Raw genomic sequence first — 21,403 nt, 5'->3', positions numbered from 1 at the left:
ACCTGCTCAGCTCATCGATGACTGTCAAAAGTTGGTGAATTGAGGTTAAGCAAAACCAAACAAACCACGGTTGCCCAGCGGTTTTGGCTTGCGTGAACGATAACGACGCCACTTGAACAGCGCGCTGGCTCTGTCTACAATGGCGCACTTTTTTAGCGACTTTAGGTCAAAAAACATGAACGACACTACGGCAAAACCAGCCCTACCGGATCGCCTAGCGGGCAATCCACGCAGCCCATTCTTCATTAAAGAGTGTTTCGAACACCAAATCGGTATCCGTTTTAACGGCAAAGAGCGTACTGATGTTGAAGAGTACTGCATCAGCGAAGGCTGGATTAAAATTCCATCACCCAAAGCGAAAGATCGCTACGGCAATCCAATGCTGATTCAATTGAAAGGCACGGTTGAAGCTTACTACGTGTAATGTCATCTGCTTTCACTGACAACCTGAAAAGTCGATGCTTGCATCGGCTTTTCTTTTTCTGCTGTTTTCCCCCGAGCTCTTACTGGTCGCAGCGATAAAACGCGCCTTTGCCAGTTCACCCCTGTTTAACCAAGTGCTAAACTTTCTGTCTATTTCGTGTATCGATTAAAAGGAAATGTGATGAACCCAATTCTGGCGATGTTGAAAGAAAATAATATTGGTGACGAGCAGATTAACGAGCTTTTCCAAGCGCTAACACAAAACCCGCTCGCCGCTATGATGACCATCTCACAGCTCGGTTTACCTCAAGATCAGTTGCAAGCGCTGATGGCGCAAGTGATGCAAAACCCTACTCTGATCAAAGAAGCCGTGGAAGAACTCGGCCTTGATTTCTCTAAAGTGGAAGAAGCGAAAGCGAAAATGCAGCAGTCACAATAACCGGCTCTCCCCTAAATTGTTTACCTTCAGGAAACATAAAGCGGCTCAAGAAGGCCGCTTTAACTTTAATATGTCTGTGCATCTTGCTTCGCAAGTGCAAAACAACCCACGCCTATTTTGCGCCGTTATTCTGATATCTGCTCACTCTCTTCTGCGGCAAAGCCTTCTATGACGGTGGCTGACAACATCACCTCATTGCTGTTCGATATTGGCATGCTTGCCGCTTCAACACACTGACAACTTGGCTCTTTCTCTGGCATGTTTTGATGTGGTGCGTACCAACCTTGCAGCCCAGCTTCCAAACGCTCAGCAGCCGCTTTCGGTGCCATTTTGCCAAGCAACACCGCTTGGCTCACCTCGGCCAGCTCATCCCCCAACTTGGGCGTGCCGCGCGAGAGAATTTGCGTCGCCACACGAATGGTAGAGTCACACTGATCGCGCCACTCCATCATCTCCCTTGCCGCAGGGTTGGTAACATCAAAGAAATGGTTTGAAAGCGAGAAGAAACCGGGGAGCGAGTTGGTATAAAGCTCGGCAAACTGAGGCGTAGTGAGCCATTGCAAGAACGCTTTCGCCGCTTGCGGATTCTTGCTCGCCGGATTCATCCCCATGCCGATGTCGGTATGGTCAGTAAAAAAGCAGCCTTCGCCCGCTTTTGCCACTGGTGGGCGCATCACTCCAAAATCCACCTTGCCAGTGAAAGGGGCAATTTCCCACGAACCCGCGACATAAAACGCCGCTTTTCCTGAGGTGAAAAGCTCGTTACTGGTGCCATAATCGCGACTTTCGCCCCCCGAACCAAGATATTTGCGCCAACGGGCTAGTTCTTCAAATACCTCAACATATTGCGGATCGTCCAAACGTTCCTGACCATTAATCAGCGCCAAGCGGCCATCTTCTCCCTTCCAGTAGTTGGGGCCGATATTTTGAAAGCCGAGCTCAGAAGAAACCCAGCTTTCTGAACCGCTCATAGATAGCGGCACATAACGGCCATCGGCTTTCACTTTATCCAGCACCGCAAAGAACTGATCGCGTGTTTGTGGCACACTCAAACCCAGCTGGTTAAAGATGGTTTTGTTGTAAAAGAAACCATGAATCACCGATGCCATCGGCACACAGAAGGTCTGCGCACCGGAGTCGGTTTGCCATGGAGCTTGGGCAAAACTGGGGAAGTTTTCCATCCCTGCCATTTCGGTCAACTCAGCAAGATGCCCCGCTTTAAACAGCGCTAATGAGTCATCAAACGGGCGACAGGTGATTAAGTCACCCGCTTTACCTGCCTTGAGGTTTTGCCACAAGGTCGGCATGTAGTTGACGTTCTGCACCGGATGAAATTTAACCTTGATGTCAGGGTGAACAGCTTCAAAGGCCGGGATGATTTTTTGCTCCCACAACGCTTTATCATCACCACGCCAGCTTTCGATCACCAGTTCACTTGCCATCAGTTGGCTACAAAACAGGAGACTCAACGCTCCAATCCACTTGTTGGTCATAAGCCCTCCTAAACCTTGAAATGTGCAATGAGTTGTTGCTGTTTCGCCGCCAGATCGGCCAACACTTCACTGCTGGTAGCCGATTCTCTCGCTTCCCGTTCAGTTTCATGCGCCACTTCCGAGATGCCCGTCACGTGGTGGGCGACGCTCTGGCTAACCAAAATCTGCTCTTGCGCCGCGTGTGCGACTTGGTCGGCCATCTCTTTAATCGCACTCATGCGATCCGCAATCGACTGCAATGCGCTGTCCATTTCTCGCGTTTGCTCCACGCAGGTCCGCGTTTGCTCTTGGCTGCGGCCCATCACTTCCACCACTTCTTTGCTTGATTGCTGCAAATTCTCGATCATATTTTGGATCTCTTCGGTCGAGGTTTGCGTGCGCGTTGCCAGCGCGCGCACTTCATCAGCCACCACCGCAAAACCGCGTCCGGCATCGCCCGCGCGAGCAGCCTCAATCGCGGCGTTCAAGGCCAATAAATTGGTTTGCTCGGCGATACCGCGAATCACATCCAAGATACTGCCAATGTTGTTGCTAAACTCGCCCAGTTTGTGGGTAATGCCGACGGCAGACTCCATATCGGTTGCAAGCTGCTCGGTAATGCGCCGTGTAGTCGCGACTTTCTGGCGGCCATTCTTCGCTTCGGCATCAGCGCGATCCACCTCGTCTTTCGCGCCATCGGTCGAACGGGCAACCTCGGTAGCACTCACTTCAAGCTCAGTAATCGCTGCCGCGACCTGGTCAGTCTGGCTCTTTTGTTCTTGTACACGCGCCATCGCTCGTTCACTTATTTCAGCTGAGCGGCTCGCTTCTTCCACCAAGTGGCGTGATCCGGCGTTAATTTGCGACAGCAGTTCACCGGTTTTGTCGGCCAGAATGTCGATAGAACGGGACAGTTCGCCAAACTCACAGCGGGTCTGATAATTGATTCGGCGCGTCATGTCACCTTTGGCCATATAGGCCAACTCGCTGTTGATTTTTTGCAATGGTCTTTGAATGCTGCGCGCGGTGGTGTAGCCAATAACCAGCGCCACCGCCGCAGAAATGGCAGACACCGCCATGATCCAGAAATTGGCACTGCTCACCGCCGCATCTGCGAGCACGCGGCTTTGCTCTGCGATTCTGCCCGCCGATTGTGCCATTTCATCCAGCTTTGAGAGGCTGTTGGCTAGGCTGGCATCAACCTGTTGGTTCTGGCTCACTAGGTCGTTTTCAAGCTGCTGCGCTTTGCGCATAGTTGCCAGCAAACCTTGCTGCCCAAGCGCCAATTCTTGCAAGCGGTTCAGGTTCGCCACATAGCGCGCCTTGACATCATCCGCCACCAGCACCCGTTCGAGCCGTTTGCGCGCCATTTCGATATCTTTACTCAGCACTTTTTCCAGCTCATTGAGGTCGGTTTTGGCATCGGCGCGGCGGATGTTTTTCAGATCTCGGGCAATCCCCGAGGTAATTAACTCCGCTTTATTGCGCATTGAGCGTTGGCTAGCACTCTGTTGCAACAACAAATCCGCCGCCCATTGGTAGGTGTCTTCTAAACGAATAAAGGCGATTTCCAGCTCACGGCGTTGCAACAAGGCATTGACCCATTCACCATGTTTCGCCAACACTTGGTCCGCTTGTGCGTAGAATTGATCGGTCGCTTTGAGCACCTGCAGGAACTGGCTTTGGCTTTCTTCTGAGGCAAGTTTGTTCATTTCTTGGCTAAGTTGCCGAAAACGAGCTTGCTGGTCCTGAAAGCGACTCGAAAGTTGCGGTAATTCGTTGGCATCTTCGCTGGTGCGAAACTCAAGCACCCAACGGTTACTCTCTTGTAACGCTTCTTTAAGCCCAGCCACCGACACCACTAAAGGCGTCGCCTTATCGGTGACCTGAGACAAACCATCATTAATGCCTTGAATTTTAAACGTACTGATGACGCCCAATAAGATCAACAACAGGAGCATCAACACGAATCCAGCGATAATCCGCTGTACGATAGATAAGCCCATGTACATATCCTCGTTGATGAATGAGTAGATAGATTAAACATAGCCCTGATTAGCGCAGGTGGTGCAACGGGCATCACGATTTGTGATGTTTAGTGTTGCAGTCGGGATTAAGCGAGGAGAAACAGAAAGAGCGCGCTTTGGCTAATCTTCGTGATGGTAGTGGCTTTCACTTTCAGAGAGATAAATCAAATCGGTCGTTTCTGCCATTGAGGCAAAGAAGCGAGTGATATGCACCAATGCATAGAATGCCAACCCATGGTGTGGTGCAAGATTGAGAAAACCGGGGCGAAGTAACTGCTCCCAAGCGGAGATAAACAGCACCATAAACGCCATCGCCAATTCCATCCTCGGAAATCGTAACCAGCGAATGGCCTGCTGCGCAGTGCGCGCCATGGTTTTTCTTGCCGCTTTACTGGCAAAGTAGATAGCGTCCATCAACTCTCCCGTGGTTTTGACCATGAACATCGCCCCCACCAACACTAAGTTCCAGTGCCAAACTTGGCTAAGCGCCACTTCACTATCAAATTCCTGAATCGCTTCACTGACGCCAATCACCACCAGCAATATGGCGATCATGATATGAATCAGAGCAATAAAGTTGAATCTGAGTAAAAATCGCGGCTTCTCTTTTTTATAGAAATGCTGAGCCGAATCCACCAGAAGGTCGACACTTTCAAGCAGCCTTAGCGTTGCCTTAAGCACCACCCAACTTCCAAGTAAGAACAGCCCTTTTGCTCCACTCAATTGATGTGTCTCTTCGACCGCGAACTCAAGTATTGCGGTGATTAAGACAAAAATGCCAATGACCATATCCACTCAAGGATTTTTTATCCAACCAATTAGCCAGCGACGAAAAATCACAAGTTTGGATACAGCCATAGCATCTCCTTTACTCGCCTGTGCGATTAACGTTTTGCGCTTAGCGCCTGACCCAATGAAGAGTAGAGTTCGATTTCACTGAAAATCTCACTGTTTTGCAGCGATTTCTGCACAGACTCATTCACCGCAACAAAACACAGACGTTCGTCTATCGTCAGTTTCTGCTTGATAAACATAATCTCGCGGATCGCCGCCGGGCAAATGGAATCCAGTTGACTGCATTCCATTACCAAACGGCTGCTGCCTTCCATGTCACCGACATACTGACTAAACGTCGGGATAGCGCGCTCATCAAAAGCGCCGGATAGACGTACCACACACGCCTCCGCTTGTTTCTCGACCTGCACTTTAAAGTGATCGACGCCGCTGGTTGGCGTGAGTCTGACTTTTACCGATAAACGGCTGTCCGACTGCGGCAAGTCGACGGTTAACGCCTTGGCATCAAACTTGTCATAAGGCTGGCCATCAATCGATACCGACTCAATCACGATGGAATCCTGCGGCAAGATATCTGGAGCGACGCGGAGAACGCGATTTTTAAATCCGTTCGGCAGCGGCTTGAAGTATAAATCCATCGGCTGTTTATGGATGAGCAAGTTGCCGTACACAGCCGCCAAGTAACACAGTTCAAACGAGTGATAACCACTCATGCTATGGCTGCCTTTTTCTCGTTCTTGCCCAAGCAGATAGGGCAAACCGTTCGCAAGCACGTTGAAGTAGATGCCGCCGTTATCGGTATCCAAGAACCAAGCATTGTAGAAGGCCTGCGATTCACGTGCGTACTTCAGATACTCGTCTTTACCCAAAATGCCGTGCAAAATCAGGTAGGCGAGAATGCCCTGTTCTTGTTGCCACCACGCTTTGCGATCGTGCCAAGCGAAACGGTGGAACTGTTCACCATCCGCCAGTTCACGCTCAACCACGTCATACCAACCGGTACGCTGTTTATCCATGCCATGCTCTGGCATAAGCGCCGCAATGCGTTCCGCCAACTGCTGATAACTGTCCTCTTTTTTTCGCTGAGATGATACGCATCAGGTTCCATGCAATTTTCAGGTTGTGTCCGACCACCGCGCGGTTTTGCTGCCAACCCCAAGTTTGATCTTTGCTCCAGTCCTCGTGGAACTTCTCCTGTACAAAAGCGCTGTGCTCGTAGTCTTGGAAATGGTTCACTACCGTATCGGCGCAGTAGGTCAGCATATCCAGATGTTGCTTTTCACCGGAGGCAAGAAAGAGGTTGATCAGATACGCTGGCGCGTGATCGCCCACTGAGTTCCAATTTTTTCGTGCACGATCGCGAGTCAGGCTGTCTGCTCTTGGATTAAAGGTGATCGGGTCAACATGAGAAAAATAGCCGCCCTGTTTGTGATCTTTAAAGTACTTCTCAAACAAGTTAATCGTCATGCGCGCATCATTGAAAATCTCAGGGTCGCCGCTAATACGGCCAGTCTGCACTGGGCCCGCCAGAGCATAAATCTGCTCGTAGGCCGGAATGGCATCGTAGTCATCGCCAAACTCGGAAGCGAGAATTTTGCGCGTTTTACCGCCTTTGACATCAATTGCGTGATACCAGTAAGTGATGTCTTGCTGCGTGTCGTGGGCACGAAAGTTCTCACGCAGGTAAAGCGTGCCCTTTTCTGCCGCTTCGAGGTACTTGTCTTTCCCCGTCAATAGATAAGCCGAGGCAAAACCGTACACCAAGCGAGAAATGGTGTCTGTCTCCTGACGCATATCTTGTTCGTGGCTCCCTTCTAGCGTTAGATGGGTGCGGTATTTCTTGTAATCGATCTCGCCGTTGCCAAATTGTGCATTGATGTAGAAATCTGCCAGAGAGTCGATTTGCTCAACCCACCAGTTGGATTTTTCAAAGCGAAACTCACCAACATTTTGCCCGAGGAAAACCAAGTGTTTCGCCTCAAAGGGCTTGTGATCCTCTGGATAAAAAAACACCATAGACAAATAAGAAGCGGCCCGGCTCCAACATGTCACGGATATTCGCGGTGCAATCGCGATAGGCTTCACCCAGATTACGCACCACCTCAGCAAACACCGTATCGGTCAGCTTGAGGTTAAACTCACGCCCGTCCGAGGTGTGCATTACGGCGATATCTGTCTTGAAATCAAATGATTGCACGTACCCAGCAATCATGTCAGAAAAAGTAAAATCTACATTTAACATTGTGCTTACTCCTAGCAACTTTTCTTACTTCGAAACCAAAATGGCGATACTGCGGCCGCTGACGTCAAATCGGCCTTCACGCACTTCAGGACGTTGTTTTTCTTCATAAAAATCATCAGGCGATGGGTTCGCGGTATTTAAAGCGAGATACCACTTACGCCCTGTAACTTGCGGTAATTCAAAGCGTTCACTTTCCCAATACATGTTGAGCATGATGTGCAAATCGGCCTCTTCCCCACGCCCCGCCAAGGTGTAAGAGAGCGCTCTGGCGTTGGGGTCATCCCAACCGGGTTGATTCAATTCGACACCGTGCCAACTTACGTCGGCTAAGCCACGCGAGTTGACTTCGTTGTCAAAGAAAGCGTTGGCATACAAGGTCGGATGGGATTTTCTAAATTGGATTAGCTGTCGGAAGAACCGGAGCATCGCTTGGTTTTGCTCAGTCAGTTGCCAGTCAAACCAGTTGAGGGCATTGTTTTGACAATAGGCGTTATTGTTACCCTGCTGGGTCCGACAGATCTCATCGCCAGCCAAAAACATCGGCACCCCGCGACTGATCATCAGTAAAGTGGCGAAGTTTTTCATTTGTTGCAGGCGCAACGCTTTGATTGCGTCATCGTCGCACGGGCCTTCTACGCCACAGTTCCAACTCATGTTGTCATTGTTGCCGTCGTTGTTCCCCTCACCATTGGCTAGGTTGTGCTTTTGGTTGTAACTCACGAGATCATTAAGCGTGAAGCCGTCGTGGCAATTGATGAAATTAATGCTGTTGACCGGTTTGCGCCCTGAGCCTTGATACAAATCGGCACTGCCCGACAGACGGTTGGCAACAGCGCCCACCAGCCCCGCGTCACCGCGTACAAAACAGCGCATGTCGTCACGGTAACGACCATTCCAATCTGCCCAGCGATAGCCGGGAAAATGGCCGACCTGATACAAACCAGCGGCATCCCACGCCTCGGCGATGACTTTAGTATCAGCAAGCACCTCAGAGAGTTCGATTTGCCATAGCACTGGCGGGTACTCCATCGGCTGGCCGTTCATATCGCGACTTAGCACTGAAGCTTCATCAAAACGAAAGCCGTCGACGTGCATCTCTTTAACCCAAAACTCTAAGCTCTCCACCACCAACTTTTCGACAACGGGCATGTTGCAGTCAAAGGTGTTGCCGCAACCGGTGTAGTCCATGTAAAAGCGTTTCTGTTCGGGGTTGAGGTCGTAATAGGTCAGGTTATCAATCCCTTTAAAATTGAGTGTCGGCCCTTGGTGATTGCCTTCGTCGGTATGGTTAAACACCACATCAAGGATCACTTCGATACCCGCTTTATGCAGCGCTTTGACCATGTCACGAAACTCATTGATATGGCAGCCTTCTTGCGGTGAAACACAATACCCGGGATGCGGGGCAAAGAAGTTGATGGTGCTGTAACCCCAGTAGTTGGTCAGCTCGGTGCCATCGTCATTGGTTCGCAGCGGCGTCGTTTCGTCAAAATGCATCACTGGCAAAAGCTCAACCGCGGTGATACCGAACGATTTGAGATACGGAATTTTCTCGATAATGGCTTGGTAAGTGCCCGGATTTTTCACTTTCGCACTGGGGGAGCGAGTAAAGCCGCCCGTGTGCATTTCATAGATGATCGTTTCGTTCATCGGACGATTGAGGGGCTGATCGCCTTCCCAGTCATACGCATCAAGATCAATCACTACGTTGCGCATTGAGGTGGCTAAATTGCCTTTGTCGCCACAGGCATCTGCGCGGACAAACAGATCGTCGGTTGCGCCATTGCCGTATGGGTCTAGCAGCACTTTGCGCGGGTTAAAGCGCAGCCCTTGATCGGGGTCTTGTGGGCCATCAACACGATAGGCGTAATGCATACCCGGTTTGAGCCCTTCCACAAAAATGTGCCAGAAGAAGAAGGTGCGGTTTTCACTCGGATCGAGTGTGATGATTTGCAGCGGTTCAACGCTGTCGTGCTTTTCAAATAGCAGCAACTCAACCGAGTTGGCGGCGCGTGAAAAGAGCGAAAAGTTAACGCCAGCCGTAGTGACACTGGCCCCCAGCGGGTGCTGTTTCCCCTTGCTGGTCGTGTAAGCAAGCATAGTGGTTCCCTCTCACAGAGGGCTAAACATCGCTCAGCCATCTCGCCGAGCATTAACCCTGACATCCTTAAATTGAATTGATCGCTTGTCACTCAGTCACAAGCGGAGGTGGATTCGCCTCATCTCGATACCCCTGATTGAGCTCGACGATATTGTCATCGGGGTCTTTGACCCAAGCGACCTGCATACCGGCAATGTACTGGCTCATATCCAAAGGACCGAGAGAGAGCGGCGCCGCTTGCCCCAATTGCTTGAGTAACGCGTCCAGATCCTCCACTTCAAGGCAAAAATGGCGTATGCCAGTAAAGGCGGAGCCATCGGGCGCGGTTCGCTAGCGCGGAACAGTTCGAGATAACACTCACCGAGTTTGATCATCACCACTTGGTTTTCACCCGGGTCATACACTCGGGTACGTTCGAAACCGAAAAACTGGCTGTAAAATCGCTCAGTGGCGATTGGGTCTTGGCAGTTGAGGGCGATGTGGGCAAGCCTGACGTTAGCCATGTTGCGCCTCCCGCTCTTCCAGCAACTGCAAGATTTTTTGTGCGAACAGATGACAGTGCATTCCCGTTCTTGCGGTGACTAAATCGCCATCCACCACCACATCCTGATCGACGTATTCAATGCCATAGGCTTTGGCATCGCCGAGCAAATTGTTGTGCACCACAGCCTTGCGCCCTTCCACCAGATGCGCAATCGGCGCCATCAACCACATACCATGACAAATGATGCCTTTGAGCAGACGAGGATTGGCGAACGCGCGCTCCAGCAGACGGCAGGCGGGTGGCAGCGCGTTGATATCTTCGGTGTATCTCAATCTGTCGGCGACAATACCGGACGGCACAATCAGGGCATCGAACTCGTCCAATAGCTCGTCACTCAGCGCTTCAAAACTCTCACTGCATTCCAGCGGCACCTTGTATTCGTGGCCAGTAAAGGTGATGGCATTTTGTCCCCAAAGACGGCTAAGTAGATGCAGCTCATAACCTGCTTCAGGGAAGCGAAACTGGTAGTAAAAGATCTCTTTCTCGAAGTAGTCACTTTCAATTAATACCGCGATTTTCTTGCTCATGATAAGTATCCTTGACGTTTGAGTTCATCGAGAAAAGGCTGCAATTTCTTGCTGTCGAGGTAATTCTTTTGCGAAATGATTTTGCCGTTTTGGATCAGATAGACATTGCATACGTCCACTTCTACCGCTTCGCCACTGGCCGTCACAGCTGAAATGTGCGTCTGTGCACAGGCGTGTTCACCATCGACAAAAAATGACAGTAAGTGATTTTGAAAAGAGCGATAGACTTTCGCCAACACCTGCGTGCCATCCGTCAGCGCTTGAATTCCGCTCAGCGTTCCAATTGGCTCTTCGATACTCGCATCATCGGCAAACAGGCTCAGCCAGGTTTGCCAATCGCCCGCGTTGACCGATTCAAAATAAGCTAAAACCACTTCTTGGGTTGTTTTTGCTTGCATAACAGATTCCTTATTCCACGCTGGTGAGAATGGTGATGATCGCCTCTTTGTCGAGGGCCTTGGCGCTGCCAACCGCGCCAAAACGCAAAGTGCGCTCGGCAATCGTCGGGATCAAACTGGTGTCGACACCGCTCGCCGACAACGAGAGATTGATGCCCAAATCTCGCCAATACTCTTTGGTCGCCTCAATCGCAGCTTGGCCGTAGGCTTCGTCACTACGCCCATTTCTTGGCAACTGCCACACGTTCTCAGCCATAGCAACAAAACGCGAAGGAATGGAACTTTGTACCTGCGGCATCCAACCGGAATAGATCAGCGCCATGCCATGACCATGGTTGAGATCGGTCAGCGCGGTTAACTCATGTTCAATCAAGTGAGAAGACCATTCCGGGATAGAGCCACACATGTTTTGATCGCAGCAAGCCCACGCAGCCGCGTAGAGCAGATACGCTCTGGCGTCATAATCTTTAGGGTTTTCTAACACCCGGCGGCCAGACTCAATCACGGTGCGCAGTAAACCTTCTTTGATTCTGTCGGTGGCAAGCGTGTTTACCGAGGGCGAGAGATATTGTTCTAGGTAGTGCGTCATGATGTCCGCAACGCCAAACACTGTCTCATCTTGTGGCAAGGAGAAAGTTAAGCTGGGGTCGTCAATGCAGAAGTTGGCGTAGATGGATTTGTTAATCACCATCAATTTCTCTTTGGTTTCACGCCGAGAAAGCACAGAGGTGTAATCAAATTCCGAGCCAGTTCCCGCTTTGGTCATCACAATCGCAAACGGCAGTACTTCTCCCACAGGGTATTGCACTGCGTAATTGGGGTTGTGCATGGCGCGGTTGAAATCTTCAAAGACATCCCACACGTCGTAGGCAAGTGGAGCCCCAACGGCAATCGCTTTGGCGGTATCACTGACGCTGCCGCCACCAACGCCTAAGACAAAATCCAGCTTATGCTATCGCACCAGTTCGATGCCCGTTTCAACCAGTTTGTATCTCGGATTGGGGTGCACACCTTCTAGCTCGACCCATTCAAGGCCCGCTTTTTTTAGTTGATCGGTGATCTTTTCATACAAGCCCGTTTGCTTGACATGATGTTGTCCGTAGACCAATAAAATGCGATGGCCATAAGGTTTGATCTGCTCGGCCAGTTGGTCGATTTGCCCGTTGCCAAACAACATTCTCACTGGGTTGTAATAGTCAAAGTTTTCCATGACTCACTCCTTAACTTGATGAGCCATTGCTTGATAATCAATGGTTTCGTAAGTGATGGCGTGCACGCTGCTGGACACCTCCGCGGCAAAACCTGCCGCATCTCGATGCACAGGGTGATGAAAGTAGTGGTGATAATCCTCTTGCGTGGCGAAGTCGGCCAACACGCACAGATCATCGGCATTAAATACCGCCGTCACATCTTGTTGGTGTGTACACACTTCGATGTGCTGGATGGAAGAAATGGCTTCGCGCATGTGGTTCACGTTGTGCTGAATACGCGACAAAATCTCTGCTTTATTCATGCCGTTGAATTCGTCTTTAAGACGAAATAGAACGATATGTCTGATCATGAGTTCCTCTCTTGATTGTCCTTGAGTTCTACCACCTGATAGTGAGCAATGCGCCAACGGCCATGCTCGTGGACCACTTGCCAGTGTTGCAGCGCATCAAAATCCAGCAGGCGGCTAAACGGCAGATCGCGATTGCGCTGACGGGCTTGCCAGTTCACCCAAATCGCCAGATGCGCCACTGTAGTGGATTGCCATTGAATATCGAGATGACGAATAAGATGTTGCTGGTCAAAAAACTGCTCACGCACACCGAGATACCAATGGTCAAACTCGTCACGGTTACTGAGTGTGGCTTCGGGGAAAGTCAGTTGGAAATCCGCCGCCAACATCTCCAGCAGCTTGCCTGTTGGGCGTTGTGTGGTGATGGCGAAAAACCAGTTTCGTACTAGTACCCTTTCCATTTAGTTTTGAATGGTTAGTTCATCATAAGCCCGGTGAAGTTTATTCCGGGCTTTGTCTACATCAAACAACCATTCAATGGATGCTTTCTCTGTATTGCGCATAGTCTCCCAAGCTTTAAGTTCCCGATGTAATTCCTCCCAACTCCCGATACGTCGATTAAGGCATTGCTGATTCATAACGCCGATCTCAATCTCCACCATGTTGAGCCAACTGGCATGAGGAGGGGTATAGTGGAAAGTGATTTTCCTTAATATTCGACGAGCCTCTTCCGCAGGGAACGTGTGATAAAGTGCGCCAGCCTTGTGAGTGGTAAAATTGTCTAATACAACATGAATTTGCTCTGCATCCGGGTAATGTTCATCAACTAACTCTTTCATGCACCAAGCAAAGTCTTCGAACTTTTTGGTTTTTGTTGCTTTCGCATGTCGCCAACCATTATGTCGGTCATACATCAGGAAGATATTCGCTACCGCTTCCCTGCGATATTCATAATCGATGCGTTCTGGTTGTCCAGGTTTAGCTGAAATAGGCTCTCTTGTATGGGAAACCATCTGCTTCATGGCCTCATCGAAGTTAATGACCGGCTCTTTGGGGTTGGCAGGTTGAGCATACAACTCCAAAACTTCTTCCATCTGTGCAATGAAGTCCGCATTGAGTTGACCAATGCACCACATTTTCTTCTGCCATGGTTTGAGTTGATTTTCCTTAAGTCGTGAGCGGATTGTTTCCAGAGAAATACTTTCTAAGTCCGTCAAAGCGATCAGCCTGTCTGCAATTAAAGAAAGCGTCCAGCGAGCGACCCCTTCAGGTGGCTTGGTACAGGCGATAGTGATAAGCGTGGCTTCCTCGCTTGAGCTTAATGCCTTCGGCTGCCCACGACGTTTTCCTTCTTCCAGGGCAGATTGCAGGCCTTCTTCAACAAAACCGCGTTTGGTTCTATAGACCGTTGAAGTACTGGTGTTTAAGAGCTGACATATTTCAGCGTCTGTATGTTGCCTGTGATTTGCCAGTAAAAGGATTTGGGCACGTTTTAGCTTTCTGGCGTTGTGCTTCCCTTTACTGGTGAGTTCGTTAAGTTCAGCAATTTCTTCACAAGTCAGTTCAACACGGTAGGAAATATTCATGGCATTATAGGCTTCATTCTTAAAACCAACAATTGATCATACTCCGGTAAAGATGTCGATCTAAGATGGGAAAATGTCTGGGAAATACACCAAGAAACAAGGGCAGTATCTGGCCTATATTTACTACTACACCAAAGTGAATGGACGAGCGCCAGCTCATGCAGATCTACAAGATTACTTTGAGGTATCACCACCAAGTGTTCATCAGATGTTATTGAAGCTTGAAGAGCGTGGATTGATAACGAAAGAAGCTGGTGTCAGCCGAAGTATCAAGGTGGCTATTGATGTAAAAGAGCTACCATTGGATTGGTAGCTCAATCGATCAGAATTAAATGGAAACGGTACTAGTAAACTGATCGCCATGTTGTCCTGACAGCGCTGCTCTGCGCTCATTGCAATATCGTTACTGCCCACATTTCACCCCCACTTGCGACGGGTCGTAATCACCGTCTAATCTGAGTTCAATTAAGAACGGTTTATCGTCAGACAGCATTTGATCCAACGCAGCTGGTACTTGATCGCGATGCTCTATACGCATCGCCTCAACGCCCATGGATTGAGCGATTTGGCAAAAATCGATGGCCGGATAAGAGAGATCAAAGCAGGTCTGATGCGGATCCATCGCTTGAGTTTGCCAGTAGTTGTCAATATTGAGTTGCAGCAGGCGGTAAGAGCGATTATTGCACACCACAAACTTGGCCCCGACACCATGGCGCACCGCAGAATAGAGCGCTTGGATGGTGTACATGCTGCCACCATCGCCGCTAAAACCGACCACGCATTTCTCAGGCTGCGCCAGTTTGACGCCAATGGCACCCGGAAAACCGACCCCAAGTGAGCCACCTCGGGTGATAAAACTCTGCCCGGTTTGGCTGGCTTTAAAATAGTGCGCCAACTGCGGCGAGCTGGTCAGCGCTTCATCAAACACCACCAACTGGTCAGCATCCACTTGCTGGACCAACTGCTCGGCAAAATCCGCCATACAGAGTTGCGTCGCGCTTTTCTGCTCGGTAATCTGCGTTTGCTCTACCTCTTGTCGGCGCAGCGCTTCTTGGCACATCGCCTGCACACGCTCAGCCGCCTTTTGTTTTTGCTCAGCACTTTGCTTTTGCTGCACAGACGCGATGAGCGCTTGCAGAGACAGTAACGGGTCGGCGAGCTGAGCTAAGGCTTCGCCCGCTTGCGAATACGCCACACCATCGCCGCAGTAGATCATTGGCTTTTGGGCAGTGAGCAAGTGAGTGGCAATGTTCGTGATGGTTTGCGGGTCTGGCAGCACGCGGGTGGACGGAATAGACGTCGGCAACAACGGCTCAGCGTTGGGCGCATCGAGAATATCGGCTGGTAGACAGACGTACACCGGCCCCATTGGCGGCGTGGCGGCGATTTTAATCGCTCGGCGCACGGTGCGTAGCAGCGACTTGCTGTCCAGCACCATGGTGGCATATTTGGTAACGGGCTCCATCATCGCCACCAGATCCCCCGCCATCTGTGCATCCATGTTCATGTATTTCAGCCCGGCATCTCCGCCGATAACCACTAGAGGTGCATGACCACGCTTGGCTTGATACAAAGCGCCAACCGCATTGCCAATGCCGGGTGAGCTATGCAGTTGCACTAAGGTTGGCTTTTGCGTCGAACGGGCATAACCATCGGCCGCCATTACTGCGACGGTTTCATGCAAAGTGAGGATGTATTTAATCTCTGGGTAGTCGTCCAAAGCATCCAAAAAACCTTGCTCAACCGTGCCCGGATTACCAAACATGTGATGTAAACCATCCAGCGCAAACTGAGCGAGAATGGCTTGCTTTCCGTTTCTTACTGCCATGCTCTACCACCCGTAACGTGTCAGCCCTTGTTCCAGTACTTCAACCATTTTTTCACCGCACTTCACTGACGATGCCGTGGAGCGGCTGGTTAAAAACGGATAGTCGACGATAACGCTAGTGCGGTTACCGACATTGCTGTGGTATTGACCTTCAGGCCCTGTCGCATCACGCAGAATGTACTCCAACGGATACGGTGGCGGCCCCATATTGAAATCGACGCCGAGAAAACCAGTGCCATCTTTGTAGTCGTACTCAAGCGGGTGGCCGGTAACGTGTTTGCCCCAAATAATGCTCTGCTTATCACGGCAATCACGGGCAAACGCCAGCACCGCCACGCCATAACATTCCGCCGCAATCAATTTGTTGGCTTTGTAAAATGCCAGCACCAGATCGTGCACTCGCTGGTTGTTGACCATGTCCACCACCGGTCCGCTTCCGCCGACCAGCAACAAAGCGTCATAACCACTGAGTTCTTGTTCGGCTTGCTCTAAGCGGTGGTAGTAGTTTTCCAGTGCGTGGAGGTAGTTTTCACTACTCAAGTAAGGGCGTTCAGGAATGAGCTGATTGAGTGCCAGCGGATTGTCCAAGCGATTGGTCGCTTCCAGTTGTTTGGCCGCCAGCTCCATCTCTTTCGATACCACACTGCGACCTAGTGGCGGATCGATGTAGCCTGCGTCCATGCTCGGCGGTAGTGCATGGGCGCGCTTACCTGTCGGGGTAGCAAAATCCACGGTGTAACCTTCCTTATCCAGCGCCTGCAAAGGCCCGACAAGCTCTTCGCCCCAGTATCCATACTCGGACAACACAGCCAGTATTTTCATGTTCAACTCTCTTTTCTTGGAATAATGAGAGCTAATGAGTGCACGAAAATCGCTCACTCTTAGCCCAACCTGACGTTTAGCTTTAAGAGCGTAGGACAGCTTTGTGACGAGGAAAGAACAGAAAACAATCTATTTATATGCAATTTAATTTATATTGAGTCAGTTCAAAAATATGAATGTAATCGTATACAAGATGATGTGTAGGTCTGGATGAGTGCGCGATCATGTACTAATGGCACGGAGAGAAAAGCCACACCGAGAATGGGCGTGGCTTTGGGGTGTGTTGGGGCATGAATGGGCGTTTTAACGCAGCATTGATTGGCTCATTTTTAAAACAGGAACTTATAACCCAACGAAATCATCAATAAACTGAGTGATACGGAAATCGTTCGTTGGATAAGTTTGGCGCCGTATTTCATAGCTGAAGAGCTCCCGAGATGGTTGCCGAGTAAATTCATGGCCACTAGAGGTATCGCCAGCATATAGAGAACATTACCAGCCACCATGAAGGCGAATAATGCGCCAATGTTAGAGGAAAAATTAAATAACTTTGACGTTGCTGACGATGAAACTAAATCAAATTTAAGTAGGTAGTGCAAAGCTAAAATCAGAAAGCTCCCCGTACCGGGACCGAAGAATCCATCATAAAAACCGATGACAAACACCGCGGTAGGAACACCAAATAGAATAACGGTTTTATTAATTGGCGCCGAGTTTTCTTCATTACGGTTCTTCTTAGGAATGAAAGATAGAATAATGCCAAATGGCAGCATAAAAAGAATAATTCTGCCGATAGTATCAGGATCAAAGTAAAGGATCGCTTGGGCGCCCGCATACGCCCCAATTAGACCCGCCGGTAGACCCGTTGCCACCGCCGTCCAAATAACTTTCTTATTTCGAATAAAATTACGGATGGCGGCAATAGTCCCCAATGTGCTGACAATTTTTTCTTGTCCAAGGGCTAATTGAGGAGGTAATCCCGCCAGGATAAAAGAAGGAACCAAAATGAGTCCTCCACCGCCTGCAACTGAGTCAATAAAACCGGCCGCAAAGGCAGATACCATTAATGCGATAAGTATTAACAGCGTAATGTCGTTACCGAATATTTCCATAGTGAGCATTCCTGTCAAAGTTATCGATCGTAGATTTTGAAAAGCACAGAGGTATCCATGCGACCGAAACCTTGTTGTTGCAAAGACTGGTATTCACCGTCTACTTGCTCAATTAACGGCAGCTCAATGCCCATTTTCGTTGCTTCATTGAGGCAAATACTGAGGTCTTTGTGCATCCAATCAATCGCAAAACCAAAATCGAATTTACCTTGTGACATGGTTACACCTCTATTTTCCATTTGCCACGAACCGGCTGCTCCATGCTTTAATACATCGACTAATTGGCTGATATTAAGATCAGTATTTTTTGCCAGAAGTAGGCCTTCGCTTAGTCCTTTTAACACACCAGCAATACAGATTTGATTGACCATCTTACTGCGTTGCCCCTGACCATTCTTGCCCATTAAAGCCGCCCGCTTACCATAACTTTTCAGTACGGGTTCGACGCGGTTGAAAACCGTTTGATCGCCGCCACACATAATGGTTAGTGCCCCATTTTCAGCACCTGCCTGACCACCTGATACGGGCGCATCGATAAACGAAATGTTCCTATCTCTGCATGCGCTGGCCAACTCTTCTGCAAGCTCTGCCGACGTTGTGGTGTGATCAACTAAAACTGAGTCAGGCGCCATACCTGCGAGTACACCATCTTCCCCATAGACCACACTTCTTACATCGTCATCATTTCCCACGCATAAAAAGACAATGTCACAGTTCATTGCTGCCAACTTTGGCGTTAGCTGGTACTCACCGGAAAATTCTTGAGCCCAGCGTTTTGCTTTGCTTTCAGTACGATTAAATACTGTGGTCTTGTAGCCGGCGTTTGCAAGATGACCAGCCATAGGAAAGCCCATGACACCTAACCCAATAAAAGCGACCTTATTTGATTCCATTTTCTTTTCCTTAGTCCTTGCCAATATGTTGTAATTCTGCGGAGACTGGAACGATGCGTTCTAATGTGCTCATTCCGAACATTCGTACTAACCAGCGGTCTGCACCATCTGATCTGGATTTGAATCCTTCACGGCTATGTAGAAGACGTTGGGTTTTCCTCACCTCAACGACATAACATCGAGCTGTCTGTCGCCAATAGCTAAAATAGGCAGACGTCTTTTCATTTTGACATTAAACGAGTTCAATTCCGAAATTGACATATTCCAATAAATAGACCGCGGATAATCAAGGCACATCGATCATGATCTGACTTAAAGCCCCGAATGGTATTGACTAAGTCATCATTTAGACTGTGTTTTACCACATTACCAAGCCATTCTCTTACGTTAAGCCACTCCTCATCCTCTCTAAATCGCAAGTTACTGAACGCACTTTTTAGCTTGTTTGCAGCGTCATATGACACATGAACTTCTTGAACACTTTGCTTTTTAAGTGTTTCTACTTTCTCTTTTAGCATTTCTTAAGCCTAATCTGATGTTGTTATAATCTGCATTGAGTTGGTTCAATTTCTTTTTTTTAGATTATTTACAAAATTGAACTATGTCAATATTTGATTTTGTTTTTGTTTAAAAGGATAAAAACTAAAAAGACATATGTTATAGTCTGCTAAATTAGGCTTATCCGAGGAGAAACCTTGTGAGCGACAGTAAATTCATTCGTATAGCAGAAGTGATAGAGCGGAAAATTGAAAAGGGTGAATATTCGCCAAGTTCAAAGCTTCCCACCCATAGAGCACTTGCAGAAGAGCTGGGGACAACACCTGCGACCGTGGCAAAAGCTTATAAGTTACTTATTGAAAAAGGATTCCTTGAGTCATTTATTGGACGAGGTACGTTTGTTCGCGCTAGCACGACACTCGATCAGGCCATTCAATCTCCCGATGAAGAGACAAACTTTAACTTTTCGATACTTCAACCTTGCCTAGAGCGAAATGTACCTGCACTGAAGAATGCTTATCGGCAGTCCGCAGAATTACTGACCGCAGCAGTGATTGGTTATACCGAATACTCGGGGCATGAAACCCATCGGGCCGCGGGGGTGAAATGGGCGAAAAAGTACGGCTTAGAAGGAGCAAACAGCAGCAATATGTTGCTGACGAACGGTGCTCAGCACGCCCTATCATTGCTTGTCGATACTTTGACAAAACCGGGTGATACCATTCTTGTCGAACGACTCACTTACCCGGGCATTCTGGCCATCGTCAATATGTCTGATCGTCAGGTGATTGGCGTCGATCTGGATGAACATGGCTTATGCCCAGAAGCGTTGGCAACAGCCATTGAACAACACCAACCTTCAATGGTGATCACGGTTCCCAGCCACCAAAACCCAACCGGTATTTCAATGCCGGAATCGAGGAAAAAACAAATCGCGCAAGTCATCAACGACAAGCGAGTGTGGCTGGTTGAAGATGATATCTACTGCTTTTTAGATGATGACCCCATCGCGCCAATCGCTAACTTCGCCCCGGATTATACTTTCCACATTTCGGCATTATCTAAAGCAATTAGCCCGGCTATGCGCTGCGGTTACTTAAAGGCCCCGGACAGCCAGATAACGGTTCTCAATGCAAATATTCGCACCAATATCTGGCTTGCATCACCAATCAATTTTATTGCAGCGACCTTGCTCATCGAATCAGGCGAAGCTTTTCGGTTAGCAGATCAACAAAGGGAAATCGCCAATGAAAGGCAGAAGATGGTCAGAGAAATTTTTACTTCCCTAGACTTTACGGCTTCGGGGTATCATATTTGGCTGCCGCTACCTGATCATTGGCAACCTGACCGGTTTGCGATGGAAGCCAAAAATCGTAATGTGATCGTGACAAGTGGTAGCTACTTTTGCGCGAATAATGGTAGTACTCCGCACGTTCGATTATCTTTGATGTCAATCGGCAATGAAGCCCGCTTGAGAGACGGATTGAATCAACTCCAACAATTACTGGACTCTGATATCAATAGCTTTTTCCCCTACTAATTAATCACACTCATGGTTTTGAGATGATGCTGAATCAATAACCAAACTGAAACAAAACGATTCTGTTAGAAGGCGTAAAAAAACGCGGCAAGAGCCTCGGCTCAAAAACCCATAAACGGGGAGCTTTGCCGCTTGCTCGCGTTTCTTACACAGCCAAACTCTTACCCTGCGTTAATCCAGCGTAGATGCATTTGCGCGAGACGCGTTTTGGTGCTCAATGGGCTGATTGGATTGATAAATCGAGTCATTAAGCGCCAATAAAAGCGGAGGCTATCGCCTTTGCGGCGAGGGATCAGGTGAATGTGTACGTGCGGTATGTGTTGCCCAGCGTCGCGGCCATTATTGACCACCAGTGTGTAATCACTCACGTCATCCAGCACTTCAAACATCTTCTTGCCGATTTGATGCGCAAACTGAAACAGCTCTGCGTGTTCTTCGGCAGAGAGTTGCTCAAGATGAGAGGCGTGGCTACGGCTTAGAATCAGCACATGACCTTCGGCTATCGGGAAGATGTCGAGTACGGCTTTTAGCCCATTTTGCTCGGCAATCCGATAGTGTTGTAAGTTATCGCTATTAATAGCGCAAATGATGCATTCATCACTACTTGGCAAAGCACTACTCCTTGGCTGTTGGCTGTTAACTGTTCGGTTATCGC

The 21,403-nt window shown here is 49.1% G+C and carries 22 protein-coding genes and 1 pseudogene; 4 read left to right on the top strand and 19 right to left on the bottom strand.

Annotated elements, in window-relative coordinates; genetic code table 11:
* Nucleotides 1-175: 175 nt before the first annotated feature.
* Together EA26_RS08695 and EA26_RS08690 are read left to right on the top strand one after the other, a co-directional pair.
* On the top strand, nt 176-424 hold the full coding sequence (locus EA26_RS08695; protein WP_039426789.1) for a DUF3297 family protein: 249 nt from the start codon (nt 176-178) through the stop codon (nt 422-424).
* A 180-nt stretch (nt 425-604) separates the two neighbouring features.
* On the top strand, nt 605-862 hold the full coding sequence (locus tag EA26_RS08690; RefSeq protein ID WP_039426786.1) for a DUF2999 family protein: 258 nt from the start codon (nt 605-607) through the stop codon (nt 860-862).
* Nucleotides 863-987: 125 nt separating this feature from the next.
* Here EA26_RS08690 and EA26_RS08685 read toward each other — a convergent pair whose 3' ends face one another.
* The 14 genes and pseudogenes from EA26_RS08685 to EA26_RS08630 all read right to left on the bottom strand — a co-directional run bounded on the left by EA26_RS08685 (nt 988) and on the right by EA26_RS08630 (nt 14,055).
* Nucleotides 988-2,355, bottom strand: coding sequence for an ABC transporter substrate-binding protein (locus EA26_RS08685; RefSeq protein WP_052079669.1), 1,368 nt, complete (start codon nt 2,353-2,355; stop codon nt 988-990).
* A gap of 8 nt (nt 2,356-2,363) precedes the next feature.
* Nucleotides 2,364-4,340, bottom strand: coding sequence for a methyl-accepting chemotaxis protein (locus EA26_RS08680; protein ID WP_039426783.1), 1,977 nt, complete (start codon nt 4,338-4,340; stop codon nt 2,364-2,366).
* Between the two features lie 141 nt (nt 4,341-4,481).
* The gene (locus EA26_RS08675) at nt 4,482-5,150 is read right to left on the bottom strand and encodes a hypothetical protein (protein WP_039426780.1); all 669 of its coding nucleotides are present in this window, start codon (nt 5,148-5,150) and stop codon (nt 4,482-4,484) included.
* A gap of 95 nt (nt 5,151-5,245) precedes the next feature.
* Nucleotides 5,246-6,211, bottom strand: a complete 966-nt coding sequence (locus tag EA26_RS22090) for an STAS domain-containing protein (protein ID WP_200877689.1) — start codon at nt 6,209-6,211, stop codon at nt 5,246-5,248.
* Nucleotides 6,165-7,124, bottom strand: a complete 960-nt coding sequence (locus EA26_RS22085; RefSeq protein ID WP_200877688.1) for an AGE family epimerase/isomerase — start codon at nt 7,122-7,124, stop codon at nt 6,165-6,167. Before EA26_RS22085 ends, EA26_RS22090 begins: the two co-directional genes overlap by 47 nt.
* A gap of 10 nt (nt 7,125-7,134) precedes the next feature.
* Nucleotides 7,135-7,398 carry a hypothetical protein gene (locus tag EA26_RS22080; RefSeq protein WP_200877687.1) on the bottom strand — a complete coding sequence of 88 codons (264 nt, stop codon included), beginning with the start codon at nt 7,396-7,398 and terminating at the stop codon, nt 7,135-7,137.
* 24 nt (nt 7,399-7,422) lie between these two features.
* On the bottom strand, nt 7,423-9,498 hold the full coding sequence (gene glgX / locus EA26_RS08665; protein ID WP_039426777.1) for a glycogen debranching protein GlgX: 2,076 nt from the start codon (nt 9,496-9,498) through the stop codon (nt 7,423-7,425).
* 204 nt (nt 9,499-9,702) lie between these two features.
* Nucleotides 9,703-10,002: a VOC family protein gene (locus EA26_RS08660; RefSeq protein WP_052079667.1), complete on the bottom strand. Its 300-nt coding sequence runs from the start codon at nt 10,000-10,002 to the stop codon at nt 9,703-9,705.
* Nucleotides 9,995-10,570: a DJ-1/PfpI family protein gene (locus EA26_RS08655; protein ID WP_193244137.1), complete on the bottom strand. Its 576-nt coding sequence runs from the start codon at nt 10,568-10,570 to the stop codon at nt 9,995-9,997. The genes EA26_RS08660 and EA26_RS08655 overlap by 8 nt, the downstream gene beginning before the upstream one ends.
* Nucleotides 10,567-10,968, bottom strand: coding sequence for a nuclear transport factor 2 family protein (locus tag EA26_RS08650; protein ID WP_052079665.1), 402 nt, complete (start codon nt 10,966-10,968; stop codon nt 10,567-10,569). Before EA26_RS08650 ends, EA26_RS08655 begins: the two co-directional genes overlap by 4 nt.
* 10 nt (nt 10,969-10,978) lie before the next feature.
* Nucleotides 10,979-12,145 (bottom strand): annotated as a pseudogene (locus EA26_RS22665) (iron-containing alcohol dehydrogenase).
* 36 nt (nt 12,146-12,181) lie between these two features.
* Nucleotides 12,182-12,529 (bottom strand): Dabb family protein, encoded by a 348-nt coding sequence (locus EA26_RS08640; protein ID WP_039426774.1) that lies wholly within the window; start codon nt 12,527-12,529, stop codon nt 12,182-12,184.
* On the bottom strand, nt 12,526-12,930 hold the full coding sequence (locus tag EA26_RS08635; protein ID WP_039426771.1) for a nuclear transport factor 2 family protein: 405 nt from the start codon (nt 12,928-12,930) through the stop codon (nt 12,526-12,528). The genes EA26_RS08640 and EA26_RS08635 overlap by 4 nt, the downstream gene beginning before the upstream one ends.
* Complete coding sequence (locus EA26_RS08630; RefSeq protein WP_020432849.1) at nt 12,931-14,055, bottom strand: IS630 family transposase; 1,125 nt, start codon at nt 14,053-14,055, stop codon at nt 12,931-12,933.
* A gap of 73 nt (nt 14,056-14,128) precedes the next feature.
* Here EA26_RS08630 and EA26_RS08625 point away from each other — a divergent pair, with 73 nt between their 5' ends.
* Nucleotides 14,129-14,368: a LexA family protein gene (locus EA26_RS08625; RefSeq protein WP_020432846.1), complete on the top strand. Its 240-nt coding sequence runs from the start codon at nt 14,129-14,131 to the stop codon at nt 14,366-14,368.
* A 90-nt stretch (nt 14,369-14,458) separates the two neighbouring features.
* On the opposite strand, the gene EA26_RS08620 is transcribed toward EA26_RS08625, so the two are convergent.
* From EA26_RS08620 to EA26_RS08605, 4 genes are all read right to left on the bottom strand, one after another.
* On the bottom strand, nt 14,459-15,883 hold the full coding sequence (locus EA26_RS08620) for a thiamine pyrophosphate-binding protein (protein WP_039426768.1): 1,425 nt from the start codon (nt 15,881-15,883) through the stop codon (nt 14,459-14,461).
* A gap of 3 nt (nt 15,884-15,886) precedes the next feature.
* A complete protein-coding gene (locus EA26_RS08615; RefSeq protein WP_081947055.1) occupies nt 15,887-16,705 on the bottom strand; it encodes a type 1 glutamine amidotransferase domain-containing protein in 819 nt (272 codons plus the stop codon).
* Nucleotides 16,706-17,034: 329 nt separating this feature from the next.
* Nucleotides 17,035-17,817 carry a sulfite exporter TauE/SafE family protein gene (locus tag EA26_RS08610; protein WP_039426762.1) on the bottom strand — a complete coding sequence of 261 codons (783 nt, stop codon included), beginning with the start codon at nt 17,815-17,817 and terminating at the stop codon, nt 17,035-17,037.
* A 20-nt stretch (nt 17,818-17,837) separates the two neighbouring features.
* On the bottom strand, nt 17,838-18,710 hold the full coding sequence (locus tag EA26_RS08605; protein ID WP_039426759.1) for an NAD(P)-dependent oxidoreductase: 873 nt from the start codon (nt 18,708-18,710) through the stop codon (nt 17,838-17,840).
* Nucleotides 18,711-19,407: 697 nt separating this feature from the next.
* On the opposite strand from EA26_RS08605, the gene EA26_RS08595 reads away from it, so the two are divergent.
* Nucleotides 19,408-20,748, top strand: a complete 1,341-nt coding sequence (locus EA26_RS08595) for an aminotransferase-like domain-containing protein (RefSeq protein WP_039426753.1) — start codon at nt 19,408-19,410, stop codon at nt 20,746-20,748.
* Nucleotides 20,749-20,909: 161 nt separating this feature from the next.
* On the opposite strand, the gene EA26_RS08590 is transcribed toward EA26_RS08595, so the two are convergent.
* Nucleotides 20,910-21,359: an HIT family protein gene (locus tag EA26_RS08590; RefSeq protein WP_039426750.1), complete on the bottom strand. Its 450-nt coding sequence runs from the start codon at nt 21,357-21,359 to the stop codon at nt 20,910-20,912.
* Between the last annotated feature and the right edge of the window lie 44 nt (nt 21,360-21,403).

Source organism: Vibrio navarrensis (assembly GCF_000764325.1).
Taxonomy (GTDB): domain Bacteria; phylum Pseudomonadota; class Gammaproteobacteria; order Enterobacterales; family Vibrionaceae; genus Vibrio; species Vibrio navarrensis.
The sequence above is the reverse complement of the archived record's forward strand: the minus strand, read 5'-3'. Positions and strand labels throughout refer to the sequence as shown.